This window comes from Erythrobacter colymbi (genome assembly GCF_002155685.1).
GTDB lineage: Bacteria > Pseudomonadota > Alphaproteobacteria > Sphingomonadales > Sphingomonadaceae > Erythrobacter > Erythrobacter colymbi.
Genome location: NZ_MUYK01000002.1, coordinates 188,640 through 205,639 on the forward strand (window position 1 = coordinate 188,640; position 17,000 = coordinate 205,639).

16 protein-coding genes are annotated in these 17,000 nt (G+C 68.9%); 10 read left to right on the forward strand and 6 right to left on the reverse strand.

Going from position 1 to position 17,000, the window contains the following annotated elements; genetic code table 11:
* Positions 1-6: 6 nt before the first annotated feature.
* On the reverse strand, positions 7-1,779 hold the full coding sequence (locus tag BZF57_RS04230) for a lytic transglycosylase domain-containing protein (protein WP_240505852.1): 1,773 nt from the start codon (positions 1,777-1,779) through the stop codon (positions 7-9).
* Entirely contained in the window at positions 1,761-2,570 is an 810-nt protein-coding gene (locus BZF57_RS04235) for a uracil-DNA glycosylase family protein (protein ID WP_086734999.1), read from the reverse strand. Before BZF57_RS04235 ends, BZF57_RS04230 begins: the two co-directional genes overlap by 19 nt.
* A gap of 127 nt (positions 2,571-2,697) precedes the next feature.
* Between BZF57_RS04235 and BZF57_RS04240 the strand changes: the two genes are divergently transcribed.
* The 8 genes from BZF57_RS04240 (at position 2,698) to BZF57_RS04275 (ending at position 11,149) form a co-directional block, all read left to right on the forward strand.
* Complete coding sequence (locus tag BZF57_RS04240; protein WP_086735001.1) at positions 2,698-4,347, forward strand: electron transfer flavoprotein-ubiquinone oxidoreductase; 1,650 nt, start codon at positions 2,698-2,700, stop codon at positions 4,345-4,347.
* The gene (locus BZF57_RS04245) at positions 4,347-4,853 is read left to right on the forward strand and encodes a hypothetical protein (protein ID WP_086735002.1); all 507 of its coding nucleotides are present in this window, start codon (positions 4,347-4,349) and stop codon (positions 4,851-4,853) included. The genes BZF57_RS04240 and BZF57_RS04245 overlap by 1 nt, the downstream gene beginning before the upstream one ends.
* The gene (locus tag BZF57_RS04250) at positions 4,850-5,653 is read left to right on the forward strand and encodes a 4-(cytidine 5'-diphospho)-2-C-methyl-D-erythritol kinase (protein WP_086735004.1); all 804 of its coding nucleotides are present in this window, start codon (positions 4,850-4,852) and stop codon (positions 5,651-5,653) included. Before BZF57_RS04245 ends, BZF57_RS04250 begins: the two co-directional genes overlap by 4 nt.
* Positions 5,654-5,744: 91 nt before the next feature.
* Positions 5,745-6,461 carry an N-formylglutamate amidohydrolase gene (locus tag BZF57_RS04255; protein ID WP_086735006.1) on the forward strand — a complete coding sequence of 239 codons (717 nt, stop codon included), beginning with the start codon at positions 5,745-5,747 and terminating at the stop codon, positions 6,459-6,461.
* A gap of 42 nt (positions 6,462-6,503) precedes the next feature.
* Complete coding sequence (ilvD, locus tag BZF57_RS04260; RefSeq protein ID WP_086735008.1) at positions 6,504-8,225, forward strand: dihydroxy-acid dehydratase; 1,722 nt, start codon at positions 6,504-6,506, stop codon at positions 8,223-8,225.
* A gap of 22 nt (positions 8,226-8,247) precedes the next feature.
* Positions 8,248-8,559 carry a hypothetical protein gene (locus tag BZF57_RS04265; RefSeq protein ID WP_086735010.1) on the forward strand — a complete coding sequence of 104 codons (312 nt, stop codon included), beginning with the start codon at positions 8,248-8,250 and terminating at the stop codon, positions 8,557-8,559.
* Positions 8,556-9,944, forward strand: coding sequence for an NAD(P)H-hydrate epimerase (locus BZF57_RS04270; RefSeq protein WP_086735012.1), 1,389 nt, complete (start codon positions 8,556-8,558; stop codon positions 9,942-9,944). Before BZF57_RS04265 ends, BZF57_RS04270 begins: the two co-directional genes overlap by 4 nt.
* Complete coding sequence (locus BZF57_RS04275; RefSeq protein WP_086735014.1) at positions 9,941-11,149, forward strand: class I SAM-dependent RNA methyltransferase; 1,209 nt, start codon at positions 9,941-9,943, stop codon at positions 11,147-11,149. The genes BZF57_RS04270 and BZF57_RS04275 overlap by 4 nt, the downstream gene beginning before the upstream one ends.
* Here BZF57_RS04275 and BZF57_RS04280 read toward each other — a convergent pair.
* From BZF57_RS04280 to BZF57_RS04295, 4 genes are all read right to left on the reverse strand, one after another.
* Positions 11,146-11,934 (reverse strand): hydrolase 1, exosortase A system-associated, encoded by a 789-nt coding sequence (locus BZF57_RS04280; protein WP_086735016.1) that lies wholly within the window; start codon positions 11,932-11,934, stop codon positions 11,146-11,148. The two genes, BZF57_RS04275 and BZF57_RS04280, sit on opposite strands and share 4 nt — an antisense overlap.
* Positions 11,931-12,620, reverse strand: a complete 690-nt coding sequence (locus BZF57_RS04285; protein ID WP_086735018.1) for an alpha/beta hydrolase family protein — start codon at positions 12,618-12,620, stop codon at positions 11,931-11,933. Before BZF57_RS04285 ends, BZF57_RS04280 begins: the two co-directional genes overlap by 4 nt.
* 45 nt (positions 12,621-12,665) lie before the next feature.
* Complete coding sequence (locus BZF57_RS04290; RefSeq protein ID WP_086735020.1) at positions 12,666-12,953, reverse strand: acyl carrier protein; 288 nt, start codon at positions 12,951-12,953, stop codon at positions 12,666-12,668.
* A gap of 89 nt (positions 12,954-13,042) precedes the next feature.
* A complete protein-coding gene (locus tag BZF57_RS04295; protein WP_086735022.1) occupies positions 13,043-13,978 on the reverse strand; it encodes a GNAT family N-acetyltransferase in 936 nt (311 codons plus the stop codon).
* A 57-nt stretch (positions 13,979-14,035) separates the two neighbouring features.
* Here BZF57_RS04295 and BZF57_RS04300 point away from each other — a divergent pair, with 57 nt between their 5' ends.
* Together BZF57_RS04300 and BZF57_RS04305 are read left to right on the forward strand one after the other, a co-directional pair.
* Complete coding sequence (locus tag BZF57_RS04300) at positions 14,036-15,577, forward strand: acyl-CoA ligase (AMP-forming), exosortase A system-associated (RefSeq protein WP_086735024.1); 1,542 nt, start codon at positions 14,036-14,038, stop codon at positions 15,575-15,577.
* Positions 15,574-16,800, forward strand: coding sequence for a pyridoxal-dependent decarboxylase, exosortase A system-associated (locus tag BZF57_RS04305; protein ID WP_086735027.1), 1,227 nt, complete (start codon positions 15,574-15,576; stop codon positions 16,798-16,800). The genes BZF57_RS04300 and BZF57_RS04305 overlap by 4 nt, the downstream gene beginning before the upstream one ends.
* Positions 16,801-17,000: the final 200 nt, after the last annotated feature.

A 17,000-nucleotide genomic window follows, 5' to 3' on the forward strand; every position in this document is an offset into this window, starting at 1 on the left:
CTCCCGTTACGGCACCAGGCTGGCCGAACGGGTGGTAGCAGCCCGCGGGAATTCGGGCCAGCGCCCCTGTGCGAGCGCGCGGCGGCTGGGCGACTGCACGCCGGCGGCGCGCTCGTACATCCAGTAGTTCCGCATCACGATCGCGACATAGCCGCGGGTTTCCCAATAGGGGATCGATTCCATCCACAGCAGCGGATCGCCCTGATCGTTGATCTCGGAATTCCAGCGGCCGACGGGGGTGAGGCCGGCGTTATAGGCGGCCATGATCTTGGGCAGGACGCCGCCGGTTGCCGGGCTGTCGCGGAGCATTTCCAAGTGGCGCTGGCCGTAGGCGAGGTTGACCTGCGGGTCGTTCAGATCCTCGTAGCTCGCGCCGAGGCTGAGGCGGCCGGAATGGTCCTTCGCAGTGCCGGGCATGATCTGCATCAGGCCGCGGGCATTGGCCGGGCTGACCGCCGCGGCGCGGAAGTTCGATTCCTGCAAGGCGTGGGCAAAGGCGAGCGCGGGATCGACCTGCCAGCCGCCCACCGGCTGCCAATAGGCGACCGGGAAGCGCAGCGAAGGATCGCTGCTCATGCCGTAAGGCGCATTCTGCGCCATGAACAGCTGGGTCGAGGGCAGCCCAAGCTCGCGGGCGAGGCGCGCGAGGGCGGGGTATTGATAGGACGGGCCGATCTTGGCCTCGTGGCGCAGCACCTCGTCGGCGAGCGCGGGGCGGCCGATCTCGATCAGCGCGGCGGCGACGCGGACATTGGGGCGCGCCTGAAGCTGGTTCCAGTCCTCGCGGCTGAGGGCGGCGGGCGGCGCATGCTGGGGCAGCTCGATGCCGAGCTGGTCGGCGGCGAGCATGCCGTAGAGCGTCTCGTCCATCCGCGCGGCGGCGGTCAGATGCTGCTGCGCGGCGCCCGGCTCGCGGCAGCGCACCGCGGCGCGCGCGGCCCAGTAATGCCCGGCAGCGGCGAGTTCGACATTGGAGGCGCGGTCGGCAACCCGCCCGAAGGCCTCGCCCGCCAGCTGGCAATAGCCCATGCGCCAGGCGGCCAGGCCTTCGACCCATGCGCCTTCGGGCACCCATTCGCCCGTGCCCTCGGCAACGGTGCGTGCGAGTTCGAGCGCGGCGTTATCCTGGTTCTCGATGTAGAAGCTCCATGCGACCCGCTCACGCCATTCGGCCCGGGCGTCGCTGGAGAGGACCGGATCGATCTCGGCCAGCAGGCGTTGGGCCTCGGCAGGGTTGTCGGCCTTGATCGCGGCCTGGATCAGGCTCGCGGTCTCGGCCGGCATGGTGCCGTCATTCACCGGACGCGGCAGGATGCGCTTGGGGGCATAGGGCTGGCGCGCGAAGCCTTGCGCGGTCGGCAGGGCGGGCAAGGTGGTGAGCCCGCGCTTGGCACCCATGCGGACGAGCTGTTCGGCCTGAGGCAGATCGGTGCCCGCGTTGAACCACGCCGCGATCTGCTCGGGCGCGATCTTGGGGCTCTTGGCGTGGGTGTAATATTCGGCCTTCGCGGCTTGCGTCAGGATCCCGTCGGGGCGCTGGGCAAGCAGGCTCTCGACCACCGGCCATTGCTCGGTATCGATCGCGGCGAAGAGCTGGCGGTAGAGGGTGCGGTCTTCGGGCGAGAGGACGGGCGCGATCGCCCGGTCGCTCGGGGTGGCGCCGTTCCAGCGGGCCACGAGGTCGCCGGCTTGCGCATGGGCGGGCGCGTGGAGGCCGACTGCTGCCAACACCATCGCCGCCAGCGCCGTTGCCGGACGCTTCAGTGGGTTGCCGACCATTCCATCCATCTCCGCCAGAACCGGGCCTTGAGCCGGGGCATATCCATCAGGGCATCGAGCGTTTCGCTCAGGCTTGCCGGCACCTTGCGCCCGGCATGGTTGATTTCCCGTAAAGGCTGCTCGGCCGTGCCGCCCAGCATCGGGCCAAGGCCGGTGCCGAAAGCGATGAGGCGCGACGGGTTCACCAGCGCGATGTGATGCCGGGTCACGGCATCAAGGCCCCCTGCCGCGAGCGCGGGCAGATCGGCAAGCGGCGTGTGCGCGGGGAGGGCGGCGGCGATATAGACCGCGCTCTCGTCCAGACCCATCGCGGCGAGGATATTGGCGAGGAGGCGCCCCTGCGGCCCCGACAGCAGCGTCTCGCGGTCTTCGGCCTCGGGTTGCGGCACCAGCACCATCAGCGCTGCGTCCGCTGGCCCGCGCGGCGGAACCCGTGGAAAACCGGCAGAGGGCGACAGTTCGGGCGTCTCCATCCACCACTGGCGGAAGGCGGCAAGATCAGTGGGGGGCGAATCGCCCAGAAAATCGCGGCGCGGGGATGCCTTCTGCTCGGGGACCGCGGTCAGTGGCGCGGCGGTGCGCGCAACATTATCTTGCGGGGGCGATACCGCCGTCTTGCCACCGGTGCGGCCGGTCACGGCACTGTGGGGACCGGCGGCTGCGGGGGCAGCGGGCGCCTCGGCCAGCCACGTCGTAGCGTCATCCGCAAAGTCGCAATCCACCCCGGCCATCTGCCACCAGGCCAGCGCGCTCGCGAATTCGTGGGCGAGGGAGGGGGCGGGGTGGCTCATCAGGGGGTCATGCTATCCAATGCGGCTCTTGACTGTCTGCCGAGCGCTTAGCAAGTGGACGGGCAAGGCATATCGCCAGACTGTGCGGCCCGCGCGGCAAAAACCAACAAGGATCAGGAAAGCCTCGATGAGCGAACGTGAATCAATGCCCTGCGATGTCGTGATCGTCGGTGGCGGTCCTGCGGGGCTGTCGGCTGCGATCCGTTTGAAACAGATCAACGCCGATCTGGAAGTGATCGTGCTCGAGAAGGGTTCGGAGATCGGCGCGCACATCCTCTCGGGCGCGGTGGTCGATCCCAAGGCGCTCGACGAGCTGCTGCCCGAATGGCGAGACCAAGGGTGTCCGATGGCGCAGACCCCGGTGACCGACAATTGGCACTGGGTGCTCTCGAAGTCCGGCAAGACCTCGCTCCCGCACGCGATCATGCCGCCGCTGATGAGCAACCACGGCTGCTACACCGGCAGCCTTGGCAACCTCACCCGCTGGCTCGCCGAACAGGCCGAGGCACTGGGCGTGATGGTGTTCCCGGGCTTCCCGGCGGCCGAAGTGATGTTCGACGAAAGCGGCGCGGTTGCGGGCGTGATCACGCAGGACATGGGCATCGCCGCCGATGGCAGCCACAAGGGCGATTACCAGCCCGGCATGGAGATCCACGCCAAGTACACCCTCTTCGCCGAGGGCGCGCGCGGCAATCTTACCAAGCAGATGAAGGCCAAGTTCGACCTCGAGGCGAACTGCCAGCCGCAGGTCTATGGCCTCGGAATCAAGGAATTGTGGGACATCGATCCCAAGAAGCACAAGCCCGGCCGCGTGATCCACACGCAGGGCTGGCCGCTGACCGAAAGCGACACCTGGGGCGGGGGCTTCCTCTACCATCAGGCGAACGGTCAGGTGGCCTTGGGCTTCGTGACGGCGCTCGATTACAAGAACCCCTGGGTCTCGCCCTATCAGGAATTCCAGCGCTGGAAGAACCACCCGGCGATCCGCGAATACCTCGAGGGCGGCAAGCGCGTCAGCTACGGCGCGCGCGCGATCAACGAGGGCGGCTGGCAGTCGGTGCCCAAGCTCGCCTTCCCGGGCGGCGCGCTGATCGGCTGCGCGGCGGGCTTCGTCAACGTGCCGCGCATCAAGGGCAGCCACACCGCGATGAAGAGCGGGATGCTGGCGGCCGAGAGCATCGCGGCGGCGATCGCGGCGGGTCAGGAAAAGACCGAGCTGATGGACTATGACGCGGCGGTGCGTTCGAGCTGGATTGCGACCGAGCTGAAGCTCGTCCAGAACGCCCAGCCGGCGGTCGCCAAGTACGGCGGCGACATCGGCACCGCGCTCGCGGGTATCGACATGTGGATGCGCACTCTGAAGATCGGCCTGCCCATCTCGATGAAGCACAAGCCGGACTACACCTACACGGGCCGCGCCGATCTGTATCCGAAGATCGACTACCCCAAGCCCGATGGCGTGATCACCTTCGACCGCTTGACCAACGTCGCCTACAGCTACACCAACCATGCCGAGGACCAGCCGGTGCACCTCAAGGTCAAGGACCTCGAGCTGCAGAAGGCGAGCGAGCTCGGCGTGTTCGGCGGCCCCTCGGCACGTTATTGCCCGGCGGGGGTCTACGAATGGCTGACCGACGAGAAGACCGGCGAGCCCAAGTTCCAGATCAACTCGCAGAACTGCGTCCACTGCAAGACCTGCGACATCAAGGACCCCAACCAGAACATCACCTGGGTGACGCCGGAAGGCGGCGGCGGGCCGAACTATCCGAATATGTGATGGGGAGCGTCGAGCGATCTTGTGAGTGCTCGACGCTCGGTGACTTCGCCGTCGTCGGTATGGGCGGCGATGGGCGGGACGAGCGCGTCTTTTCGACTTTGATGGAAGTAGCAAAGCATGGCGGCGATGCATGGTGGCTCTACGCGTCCCGCTGCTCGGCATGCGGCCAAGACTGGATGATCGCTCAGGAAGAGCGCATCCACGACAACTTCTATTTCAAGCGCCTTACGGCTGGCGAGTTGAAGATGATCGAGGAGCAGGGGGCATGGCCGCCGGATTTCGTGCGGTTCGAGGACGTAATCAGGCTCGGCCCCCATCACGGGCAGGTCGCCCGGTTCTTCGACACTAATGATCTCACCGACACCGTGAAGGAACTCATGGAAGTGCGTTCTGACATTTCGGCAAGTGAGATCGCCTATATGTTCGTGTTGTCGGAACGTGAGGCCGAAAGACTGATGGATCGTGCTGCACGCATGAGCTGGAAGCAGCTTCGTCCTTTCGCATGAGCACAACCGAAACCGCCTACGCCAAGATCAACCTCGCGCTGCATGTCCGCAGGCGGCGGGAGGACGGGTATCACGAGCTTGAGACCCTGTTCGCCTTCGTCGATGCGGGCGATGTGCTAACGGCGATGCCTGCCGCGCAGGACAGCGTCACCACGCTGGGCGAGTTCGCCGGGGTGCTCGACAATCCCTTCGACAACCTCGTCGCCCGCGCCCTCAATTCCCTCCCGCGCCCGCAGGGGCTGGCGGTGACGCTCGAGAAGAACCTCCCCGTCGCGGCTGGTCTCGGCGGCGGATCGGCGGATGCGGGGGCGGTGTTCCGGATCGTCGAGGCGCTCCATCGGCTGCCCGATGACTGGCAGGCGCGCGCCGCCAAGCTCGGCGCGGATGTGCCTGCCTGTGTGCTCAGCCGCACCCATATCGGCCTTGGCACCGGCACCGAGCAGCTAGAGGTCGAGGATGACATCGCCGGCACCCCTGTGTTGCTGGTCAACCCGCGTGTGCCGCTCTCGACGGGGCCGGTGTTCAAGGCGTGGGACGGCGAAGATCGCGGGGCGCTCCCCCAAGGCCCAGCCTCGCAGATCGCGAGGGAAGGGCGCAACGATCTCGAAGCGCCTGCCATTTCGCTCTGCCCCGCGATTGCCGAGGTGCTGAAAGCGCTTCACACCACCAATCCGTGGCTCGCCCGGATGTCCGGCTCGGGCGCGACCTGCTTTGCGCTCTACGAAACGCCCGCCGCCCGCGACGCGGCGGCGGCGGCCATGCCTTCGGGCTGGTGGACCATGGCGGGGCGGCTGCGGTGAGGACTGCATCTCACGTCCGTTCGCCTCGAGCGAAGTCGAGAGGCCTGTGCCTGGTGTCTCGACTACGCTCGACACGAACGGAGAGGTTCCGGTGAACGCCCCCTACCGCCAACTCGGCACGCCCACCCCCGGCGGGATCGTCCTCGTCGCCGACCACGCCTCCAACGCTGTGCCTGCCGACATCTCCCTCGGCATCCCCGAGCGCCTGATGCACGAGCACATCGCGCTCGACATCGGCACCGAGGCCATCGCCGAACGGCTGGCGGCGGATCATGCCATTCCCGCCCATATCGCCGCCGTCAGCCGCCTCGTGTGCGACCTGAACCGCGAGGAGGACGCTCCCGGCCTCGTCCCGGAGTCCTCGGACGGGCACCTCATCCCCGGCAATATCGGCGCGGACCGCGGGGCGCGCCTCGCCCGCTTCCACCGTCCCTATCACACCGCGCTCGCCGACTGGCTGGCGGCCGCCGAACCGGGGATGATCCTCTCGCTCCACTCCTTCACCCCGCGGCTTGAAACCTCGGATGCCGCACGGCCGTGGCAGGTGGGGGTGCTCTACAATCAGGACGATCGCGCCGCGCGCATCGCCATCCCGCTGCTTGCGGCCGAGGGGCTGATGGTGGGCGATAACCTCCCCTATTCCGGGCGCGACCTCAACTACACCATGAACCGCCATGCCGAGGCCCACGGACGCCATTACCTCGGCATCGAGCTCAGGCAGGATCTCGTCCAGACCCCCGCCGAGCACGCGCGCTGGGCGGCTTTGTTGGCGAATGTTGCGCAAAGGGTTGCGTCCGCGCTTCGCTAGAGGCAGGGGGCGTTACGCAAATCGCCTTCATCGGGAAATCTTATGTCGCAGAAGTTTGACAAGTCGAAGCTCCCTAGCCGCCACGTCTCGGTCGGCCCGGAGCGCGCGCCGCATCGCTCCTACTACTACGCGATGGGCATGACCGAGGAAGAGATCGCCGCGCCCTTCGTCGGCGTGGTCAGTGCGGGCAACGATTCGGCGCCGTGCAACACCACCCTCAACGCGCAGGCCGACATCTGTCGCGAGGGCGTGATCGCGGGGGGCGGCACCCCGCGCCGGTTCAATACCATCACCGTGACCGATGGCATCGCGATGGGCCACCAGGGCATGAAATCCTCGCTCATCAGCCGCGAGATCATTGCCGATTCGGTCGAGGTTTCGGTCCGAGGCCATTGTTATGACGCGCTTGTCGGCTTTGCCGGCTGCGACAAGAGCCTGCCGGGCATGATGATGGCGATGCTGCGGCTGAACGTGCCCTCGATCTTCGTCTATGGCGGCTCGATCCTGCCCGGCACCCACCGCGGAAACGACGTGACCGTGGTCGATGTGTTCGAGGCCGTGGGGCAGTTCGCCGCCGGCAACTGCCCGCTGACAGAGCTGATCGCGCTCGAAAAGGTCGCCTGCCCGGGCCACGGCGCGTGCGGCGGCCAGTTCACCGCCAACACCATGGCCTGCGTCGGCGAGGCGATCGGATTGTCCCTGCCGAACAGCAACATGGCGCCTGCTCCTTACAGGTCGCGTGACGATATCGCGGTCGCGGCGGGCCGTCAGGTGATGGAGCTGGTCGCCCGCAATCTGCGCCCGCGCGACATCTGCACCCGCGCCGCCTTCGAGAACGCCGCCCGCGTCGTGGCGGCCACCGGCGGCTCGACCAACGCCGCGCTGCACCTCCCCGCCATGGCGAGCGAGGCGGGGATCGACTTCGACCTGTTCGACGTTGCCGACATCTTCAAATCAACGCCTTACATCGCGGACTTGAAACCCGGCGGGAAGTATGTCGCCAAGGACATGCACGAAGCCGGCGGGGTCTATATGGCGATGAAGACGCTGCTCGACGGCGGTTTCCTCGACCCGAACCCGATCACCGTCACCGGCAAGACCATCGGCGAGAACCTCGAGGAGATCACCTGGAACCCCGACCAGAAGGTGTTCTATGATGTGAAGACCCCGATCACGCCCACGGGCGGCGTGGTGGGCCTCAAAGGCAGCCTTGCTCCCGATGGCGCGATCGTGAAGGTCGCTGGCATGGCGCGGCTGCAGTTCTCCGGCCCCGCGCGGGTGTTCGATTGCGAGGAGGACGCCTTCGCCGCCGTCGAAAGCCGCGACATTGCCGAGGGCTGCGTGATCGTGATCCGCTACGAGGGGCCCAAGGGCGGCCCCGGCATGCGCGAGATGCTCTCGACCACCGCCGCGCTCTACGGGCAGGGCATGGGCGAGAAGGTCGCACTGATCACCGACGGGCGCTTCTCGGGCGCCACCAGAGGCTTCTGCATCGGCCATGTTGGCCCGGAAGCCGCCGATTGCGGCCCCATCGCGCTCGTCGTGGATGGCGACATCATCTCCATCGACGCGACGGCCGGCACCATCGATCTCGAAGTCGCCGAAGAGGTGCTGGCCGAGCGCCGCGCCAAGTGGCAGCCGCGCAGCAACGATTACCAGTCGGGCGCGCTGTGGCGCTACAGCCAGGTCGTCGGCAAGGCGCGTTACGGCGCGCTGACCCACCCGGGGGCGAAGTCGGAAACCCATGTGTTTGCGGATATCTAGCGCGCTTCTCGCCCTCGTCCTGTTGGCAGGCTGCGGCGGCACCGGTGCCAGCCCGGAACCGCCGGGCGACGAGATCGAATGCGCCATCGGGGCGGGGGCCGAGTTCGCCCGGGTCTGCACCATCGAGCGCGTCGCGGGGACGAAGGAGATCATCCTCCACCACCCCGACGGCGGCTTCCGGCGCATGACCTTCGATCCCGCGAACGGCGCGCTCGCTCCGGTCGACGGGGCAGATCCCGTGGTGCTCGAGCCCGCGCAGGGCGTGCTGCAGTTCGCGGTCGGTCAGGACCGCTACCGCATCTCGCGCGAGCCACCGGACGCGCCGCCGACGTGACCGCCGCACAGGTCCTCACCGCCGCGCAGATGCGTGCTGCGGAACAGGCGCTGTTCGATGCGGGGACGAGCGTCTCGGCGCTGATGGAGACCGCCGCAGGGGGCGCGGCCGAGTGGATCCGCCGGGTGGCCGCGGGGCGCTCCGTCACCGTGCTGTGCGGCCCCGGAAACAACGGCGGCGATGGCTATGTCATCGCCCGTGTCTTGCGCGAGGCGGGCAACGCGGTGACAGTGATCGCCCCGCTCGCGCCCGCCACCGACGCCGCCCGCGAGGCGAAGGCGCGCTGGGACGGGCCGGTCGGCACCTCGGGCGCGGCGGCGGGGGAGGTGTTCGTCGACTGCCTGTTCGGCTCGGGCCTCACTCGTCCGCTGGTGGCCGAACACGCGCTGCTGCTGCGTGACCTTGCCGCGCGCCACCGCTTGCGGGTGGCCGTCGACGTGCCCTCGGGCATCGCCACCGACACGGGCGCGGTGCTGAACGAGCGGCTGCCGGTCTTCGACCTGACCCTTGCACTCGGCGCATGGAAGTTCGCGCATTGGAGCCTGCCGGGGCGACTGCATATGGGGCAGATGCGGCTTGTCCCGATCGGCATCGCGCCAGTCGAGGGTGCCGCGCAGATGATCGGACGGCCGCAGATCGCAGCGCCGGCGGCAGACAGCCACAAGTATCGCCGCGGGCTCCTGGGCATCGTCGGCGGGGCGATGCCGGGGGCGAGCCTGCTCGCGGCGGCGGCGGCCCAGCATGGCGGGGCAGGCTATGTGAAGCTCCTTGCGCCCCATGCCGATCCGCGCACGCCGCCCGATGTGGTCACCGACACCGCTCCTCTGGCCGAGGCCCTTGGCGACACCCGTCTCGCCGCCGTGCTGGTCGGCCCCGGCCTGGGGCGCGACGAGGCTGCACGTACCGCGCTTACCGAGGCACTGCACCGCGCCCGCGCTCTGGTAATCGATGCCGACGCGCTGATGCTCCTCACTCCCGCGCTCATTCCCGAGAGCACGCCGCTCCTTGCCACGCCCCATGATGGCGAGCTCGAGACCCTGTGCCGCAGCTTCGGGGTGATCGCCGAAGGGCGGCGCGCGCGGGCGCTCGCTGTGGCACGGGTGAGCGGGATGGTGGTGCTGGCCAAGGGCCCCGACACCTGCATCGCCGCGCCCGACGGCCGCCTCGCGCTCGCGCCCCCTGCGCCGAGCTGGCTTTCGGTTGCGGGGACGGGGGACGTCCTCGCCGGGATCGCCGCGAGCCGGATGGCGGGCGGGGCCGATCCCTTTACCGCCGCCTGCGAGGCGGTGTGGCTCCATTCCGAGGCCGCGCGGCGGGCAGGGCCGGCCTTCACGCCCTCGCAGCTTGCCGAAAGGGTGGCGGACGCGCTAGCGGCCTGCCTGTGAGCCATTCCGAACCCATCATCCGCCTCGCCGCCAAGGGCGACGGCGTGACCGAATCCGGCCGCCACGCGAGCGGCGCCGTACCCGGCGATACGATCGATGCCGCGGGCGTGGTGACGCCCGGACCCCATCACCAGACGCCCCCCTGCCGCCATTTCGCGACCTGCGGCGGGTGCCAGCTCCAGCATGCCGACGACACGGTGCTGGCCGATTTCGTGCGCGACCGGGTGGTGAATGCCGCGCGCGGGCAGGGGCTGGAGCCGGCCGAGCTGCTCCCCGTCCACCTGTCGCCCCCGCACAGCCGTCGCCGTGCGGGGCTGCACGGGCTGCGGACGGCCAGGGGCGCGGTGCTCGGCTACCGCGAGGGCGGATCGCACCGCGTGGTCGATCTGGCGGAGTGCCCTGTTCTGCACCCCGCGTTGGCCGCGCTGATTGTGCCGCTGCGCAAATTCGTCGCCGCACATGGCCCCAAGGGCATGGTGGGCATCGATCTGACGCTCGCCGATCAGGGCGTCGAGGCGAGCCTCTCGCACTTCCCCATCGAAGGTCTCGCCGCGACCGAGGCGGCGCTGGATTTCGCGCGCGATCAGGGGCTTGCGCGGCTTTCCTTCGACCAGGGCTACGGTCCCGAGACCATGTGGGAGCCCGAGCCGGTGACGGTGACGCTCGCGGGCGTGCCGGTCGGCCTGCCACCGGGCGCTTTCCTTCAGGCGACGCAGGATGCCGAGGCCCGCATGGCCGCCGATGCCGCCGAGTGGCTGGGCGAGGCGCGGATCGTGGCCGATCTCTTCGCCGGGCTCGGCACCTTTGCCTTTGCTTTGCGCGCCGAAGGTCAGGGGGACCGCAAGGTGCTCGCGGTCGAGGCGGAGCAGGCGGCGCATCTGGCGTGCAAGGCGGCCGGCGCACGGACGGGCGGGCAGGTGCTGGCGCTGCACCGCGACCTGTTCCGCTCCCCGCTGCAACCTGCCGAATTGAACCGCTTCGAGGGCGTGCTGCTCGATCCCCCGCGCGCCGGGGCCCGCGCGCAAGTGGCTGAAATCGCGTCGAGCACCTTGCCCTGCGTGGTCTATGTCAGCTGCAACCCGTCAAGCTGGGCGCGCGATGCGGCGGTGCTGGTGGAGGCGGGGTTCCGGCTCGTGAAGCTGCGGCCAGTGGGCCAGTTCCGCTGGTCGACCCATGTCGAGCTGGTGAGCCTGTTCGAGCGTTAAGATCGCAGCCCTTCAAGCAGTTGCGCCTCGAGCCAGGCCATGTGCGCAGGCTCGACATAGGCATGGCCTGCGCCTTCGCAGCGGCGGATCCGGGGATCGGTCTTGTCCCACGCCGCCTCGAACACCTGCGCGGTGCGGTCGGCGGTGGCGAGCAGGATGAGGGCCGGCCCGCCGAATTCCGCCAGCCCCGCCGCCATGTCCTGCGCGAGGCTCGAGGGCGGGGGCGGGGGGCGCAGCGCGTGGATCACGCCTCTCGCGAGCTTGCCGAGGTTCACACCTCCGCCCAGCAACCGCATGACTTCACGCGGGTTCTTCAGCTTCTCGAGATAGCGCGCGCGGACTGCGGCGGGGGGCGGGGTATCGTCCGCCGCGCCGCCTTCGTCCTGCTCGATGGTCCAGGGGTTGGAGAGCACCAGCCCGTCCAGCCCCGCACCTTTCGCCAGCATCAGCGCCGAGGCGGCATCGCAATTGCCGAAAGCGACCACGCGGGTCATGTGCGGAACCATGCCGCGAAAGGCATCGATTGCGGCGCTCAAGTCCTTGGCGGAATGGCGAAATCCGCGGTTCTCGCCCTCGCTGTCGCCGATCCCGCGGCGGTCGAAGCGGAACACCGGGAAGCCCGCTGCGGCGATCCGCGCGGCGAGGGCGGCCTGCCCTCCGAACGCGCCGGAACGGATCTCGTTGCCGCCGGTGACGATGAGCAGACCGGTTCTGCCGGGCGCGGTGTCGAGCGTGCCCGCGAGGGTCAGGTTGCCGCAGGCGAAGGTGTGCGACAACCGGGTCATGCGGCTGAATTTCCGAGGCTTTCGGCGATCAGCGTGGCGAGGCGATCGGCTTGTCCGGCGTCTTCGTCAGGCTCGGCGCGCAGCCACAGGCCTGGGCCGCCGATGGCCGACTGCGCGATGTCGGACTGGCCGGGGGCGAGTACAGGCTCGGCGGTTTCGAGCGCGCGGAACATGGCCGCACCGAGCGGCCAGCCGCCCAGCACCAGGCCCCCGGTCCGGCCCGCTGCCATAAGTTCCTCGGAAGTCTCGGCTTTCCCTGCCTCACGCGACGCGATGGTGCGGGCGCGGATCATGCCGCGCAGCAGCTTGGGGCCGCTTTGGGCGGCATAGTGCCAACCGGGGAGGCTCTCGGGAGCGAGCAGGGCTCCGGCGCGGATCGCCAACACGTGGGTCGCGCGCAAGGCACCCGCCGCTGCCATCGCCGCCGAACGCCAGCCTTCAAGTGTTTGATCCTGCAAGGGAACAAGGCTCTCGTTGCAGCCTGGCAGATCGGGCAGCAGGCTGTCGATCCCCGCGCTGTCCAGCCGCCGCATCACCTCCAGCGTGAAGCGCCGTAGCTTGTTCGCCTCGTCGAACCATGCGGGCAGCACGAGCACGCGCACCGCACGGTCACGGTCGAAGCCGACGCACAGCTCCTCGGCCCCCTCGGTGCCGCCTGCTGCCGGATTGTTCCACGTGAAAATCACCGCAGGGCGCCCTCTGAAGGGGGTCTAAGGGGGGTCTGGAGCGGCCTAGCGGGGGTCTAGCTTGCCGCGAGCGAAGGCCAGCAGGCCGCCGAACGTCTCGAGCATCTCGCCATCGACGTCGTCATCCTCGATCACGATGCCGAGCCGGTCTTCCATTTCGGTCAGGAGCCCCGCGACCGCCATCGAATCCAGTTCGGGCAGGTGGCCGAACAGCCCCGATTCCGGACCGAAGGCTTCGGCCTGCGCGGGATCGAGACCCAGCACATCGGCGATCAAGCCCTTGAGTTCCCGCTCGAGCGCGGCTTCGCTGTCGAGGTTCGCAGAAGTGGTCATCGGCCTCGTAAAATCCCTGTTATCCGCCGTGGCGGCGGGGCTTAGCCATGCGCGGGCGCGGGTGCAAGTTTTGCAGCAGTGCGCCGCCCTCAGCCGCCGCGCTTCAGCAAGCGTTTGGCGAGCGGGGGCCAGGCGCGCAGGGCGCCCGGATCGAGGCAATCGATGCGGAAACGCGGGCGCACTTCCTCCATCCAGTCGGCCTTGTAGCTCTGGTCGCCGGTGCCGAAATCGACGAGGGTGACGCGGTCGGTGTCGATCACGTGCTGGAACAGCGCGGCCGTCAGCGTCGTGCCGGCGGACAGCGGCTTGTGGCTTTCGAGATGCGCGAGCTTGTGGATGTAGGCGATGCCGTTCTCGACTGTCCAGCACTGCGCGGCGACCGCCAGCCCCTCGGCCCGCGCAATCCCGAGCCGCAGGCGGCCCGCCGCGCCCTCGCTTTCGGCAAAGGCGCGCAGCATGGCGGGCTGATCCTCGGCGGGCTTCCAGCTGGCGGCGTAGATCGCCTCGTAATCGGCCCAGACGCCCGCGTCGAAACGGGTGAGCACCTCCACTTCGACCTTCTTCGCCTTGCGCTTGAGCGTGGTGCGAAGCGGGCCGGGGCGGGTGTCCCAGTATTCGGCAAAGCTGCGCCCGCGCACGGGGAGCACGTGGTTGATGTCGCAGGGCTTGACGCCCACGTGCCAGCCCGCGGCGCGGAAGGCGCGGGCGAGCCGCTCGGCCGAGCCGTCCTCGCCCGGCACGGGTTCGAGCGTGACGCGCCAGCCGCGGCTCTTCAATTGCCGCGCGATGGCTTCGAGCAGGCGGTCGCCCTGCGGGCCAGCCGGTGCCAGCTCGCGCCAGGTGAAGCTGTACCAGTTACGAAGCGGCGTGATGCGCCCGCCGGCCTCGGTCAGGGCAAGCGCCGCAGTCTCGCCCGCGTCGCTCGCGATGGCGACCAGCGGCTCGAGCCCGGTCTCGGCGAGCAGCGCAAACCACTCGGCCCGGTCGAAGGGTGCAGCCGTCCCCGCGCCAGTCAGCGCTTGCAAGACGTTAACGCTATCGTGATACCGCGCTTCGATCACAGGTAAAGAATGCTCCAGACTATGCCGCATCAGCCCGATCCGCTCCCGCGTCCGCTTGACCACCTCGCCGAACTGGCGGGGGCGGCGGGTCGCGGCGAGAGCCCGGCGCTGGTGCTGCGCGAGGGCACGCTTAACCACAATCAGTTAAGGTTGCGTGTCGCGCGTTTGGCCGGATGGCTGGCGCGTGAGGTGCCCGAGAAGGGCGCGCGGGTGGCAAGCTGGGCGGCCAAGGGCGAGCTGACCTGCCTCATGCCGCTGGCGGCGGCGCGGGCAGGGCTGGTGCATGTGCCGGTCAACCCGCTGCTCAAGCGCGCGCAGGTGGCGCATATCCTTGCCGATAGCGGCGCGCGGATGCTGGTGGGCACGCCCTCGCGGCTTGCCACGCTCGAGGGCGGCGATCTGCCGGAGGGTTGCGCGATGCTCGACGAGAGCGCGGCGCTGGCGGCGGCCGAGGCGGCGGGGCTGGAACTCGGCGCATCGCAGGCCGATCCGGCGGAGCTGGCGGCGATCCTCTACACCTCGGGCTCGACCGGTCGTCCCAAGGGGGTGATGCTGAGCCATGCCAACATGTGGCTCGGCGCGGTGAGCGTGGCGCATTACCTTGGCCTTGCCGAAGACGACGTGACGCTGGGCGTGTTGCCGCTCTCGTTCGACTACGGGCAGAACCAGCTCCTCTCCACGTGGTATGCGGGCGGGAGCGTGGTGCCGCTCGATTTCCTCTTCCCCAAGGATGTGGCCAAGGCCTGCGCGAAGCACGGGGTGACGACGCTCGCCGCGGTGCCGCCCCTGTGGGTGCAGCTGACCGAGATCGCGTGGCCCGCAGAGGCCCGCGCGCCGCTGCGCCGCCTCACCAACAGCGGCGGGGCGCTGACGGTCGATCTGGTGCGGTCCTTGCGCGGGATGTTCCCGCAGGCGCGGCTGTTTCCGATGTATGGCCTCACCGAAGCCTTCCGCTCGACCTTCCTCGATCCCGCGCTGGTCGATACCCACCCGACTTCCATGGGCACAGCGATCCCCTTTGCCGAGATCCTTGTGATCAACGATGCGGGCGAGGTGGCTGCGGATGACGAGGAGGGCGAGCTCGTCCATTGCGGGCCGCTGGTGGCGCTGGGCTACTGGCAGGACCCGGAGCGCACCGCGGAACGCTTCAAGCCCGCGCCTGCCGCTTCGCAATATGGCGGGATGGCGGTGTTTTCGGGCGACCGGGTGAAGCGCTCGGCCGGGGGCCTGCTCTATTTTGCCGGACGGCGCGATGCGATGATTAAGAGCGCGGGCAACCGCATCAGTCCGCAGGACATCGAGGAAGCCGCTCTGGCGACCGGGCTTGCTGCCGAGGCCGTGGCGCTCGGCGTGCCGCACGCGCGATTGGGCCAAGCGGTGCATCTGGTGGTGCGCGGCGATGCGGCGGGCGCGGAGGAGCTGCCCAAGCGGCTCCAGCGCGACCTGCCCAATTTCATGCAGCCGCAGATGATCCACTGGCGCGATGCCATGCCGATCAATCCCAACGGCAAGATCGACCGCACCGCCTTGCAGGCGGAGCTCAACAAGGAATTCGGCGAATGAAGCCTGTCGGCCCGATCCCCTCCGGCTTCGAGAGCCTCGATGGTGAACTCGCCATCGGCGGCCGCCGCGTGAGCGAGCTGGTGGCCGAGGCGGGGGCGACGCCGCTGTTCGTCTATTCGAAGGCGCTGCTCGACCGGCGGGTGGCGGAGCTGCGCGCGGCGCTGCCTGCGCGTGTGGGGGTGAACTTCGCGGTCAAGGCCAACCCGCATCCGCTGGTGATCGCGCATATGGCGCCGCAGGTGGACGGGTTCGATATCGCCTCTTCGGGGGAACTGAAGCTGTGCGTGGCCGCGGGGATCGACCCCAGGCGCATCAGCTTCGCCGGCCCCGGCAAGCGCGACGACGAACTGGAAGCCGCGATTGCCGCAGGCGTGACGCTCAATTGCGAGAGCGAGGGCGAGGGGATGCGTGCGCTCGCCATCGGCGCGCGGCTCGGGATCGCGCCCCGCATTGCCATCCGCGTGAACCCGTCTTTCGTAATGACCGGATCGGGCATGAAGATGGGCGGCGGGGCCAAGCAGTTCGGCGTCGATGCCGAGAAGGTGCCCGACCTCGCCAGACGCATGATCGCGGGCGGGGCCGAGTGGCGGGGGCTCCATATCTTCACCGGCAGCCAGACGCTCTCTGCCGATGCTATCATCGAGGCGCAGGCCAACGTGCTGGCGCTCGCGGCGGAGCTGACCGAGGCGATCGGCCACGGCTGCCCCAAGCTCAACATGGGCGGGGGACTCGGCATCCCTTACTTCCCCGGCGACACGCCCGTCGACCTGCCCCGGGTCGGCGCCGCGCTGGCAGAGCGGGTGGCAAGCCTGCCCGATGTGCTCGCCGATACCGAACTGTGCATCGAGCTCGGCCGCTATCTCGTGGGCGAGGCGGGAGTGTACCTGTGCCGCGTGATCGACCGCAAGGAGAGCCACGGGGTGACCTTCCTCGTCACCGATGGCGGCCTGCACCACCAGCTGGCGGCCTCGGGCAATTTCGGCACGGTGGTGCGCCGCAACTATCCGTCAGCGATTGCAACGCGTTACGGGGCAGAGCCGACGGAGGAAGTGAACATTGTCGGCTGCCTGTGCACCCCGCTCGACCGGCTTGCCGACAATGCCATGATGCCCCGCGCCGAGGTGGGCGATCTGGTCGCGGTGTTCTGCGCCGGAGCCTACGGCGCGAGCGCTTCCCCGAGCGCTTTTCTCGGCCACGGCCCGGCGGCCGAAATCCTCGTCTGACGGAGGGACCCGGGGGGCGGCGTTAACCCCCGGAAAAGCGCTGTCCCGATCCGGGATAGGGCCGGATTCGGCGCTGTATAACTAACAATATGTTCACCATTTCCGGCGACAAGAACCCCGATATCCGGGTGCTATCCGTGTCGCAGGTCGCTCCTGCGTGCCAGCGGGGCGCCCACGAAATGGCCAAGGATCCACGACCG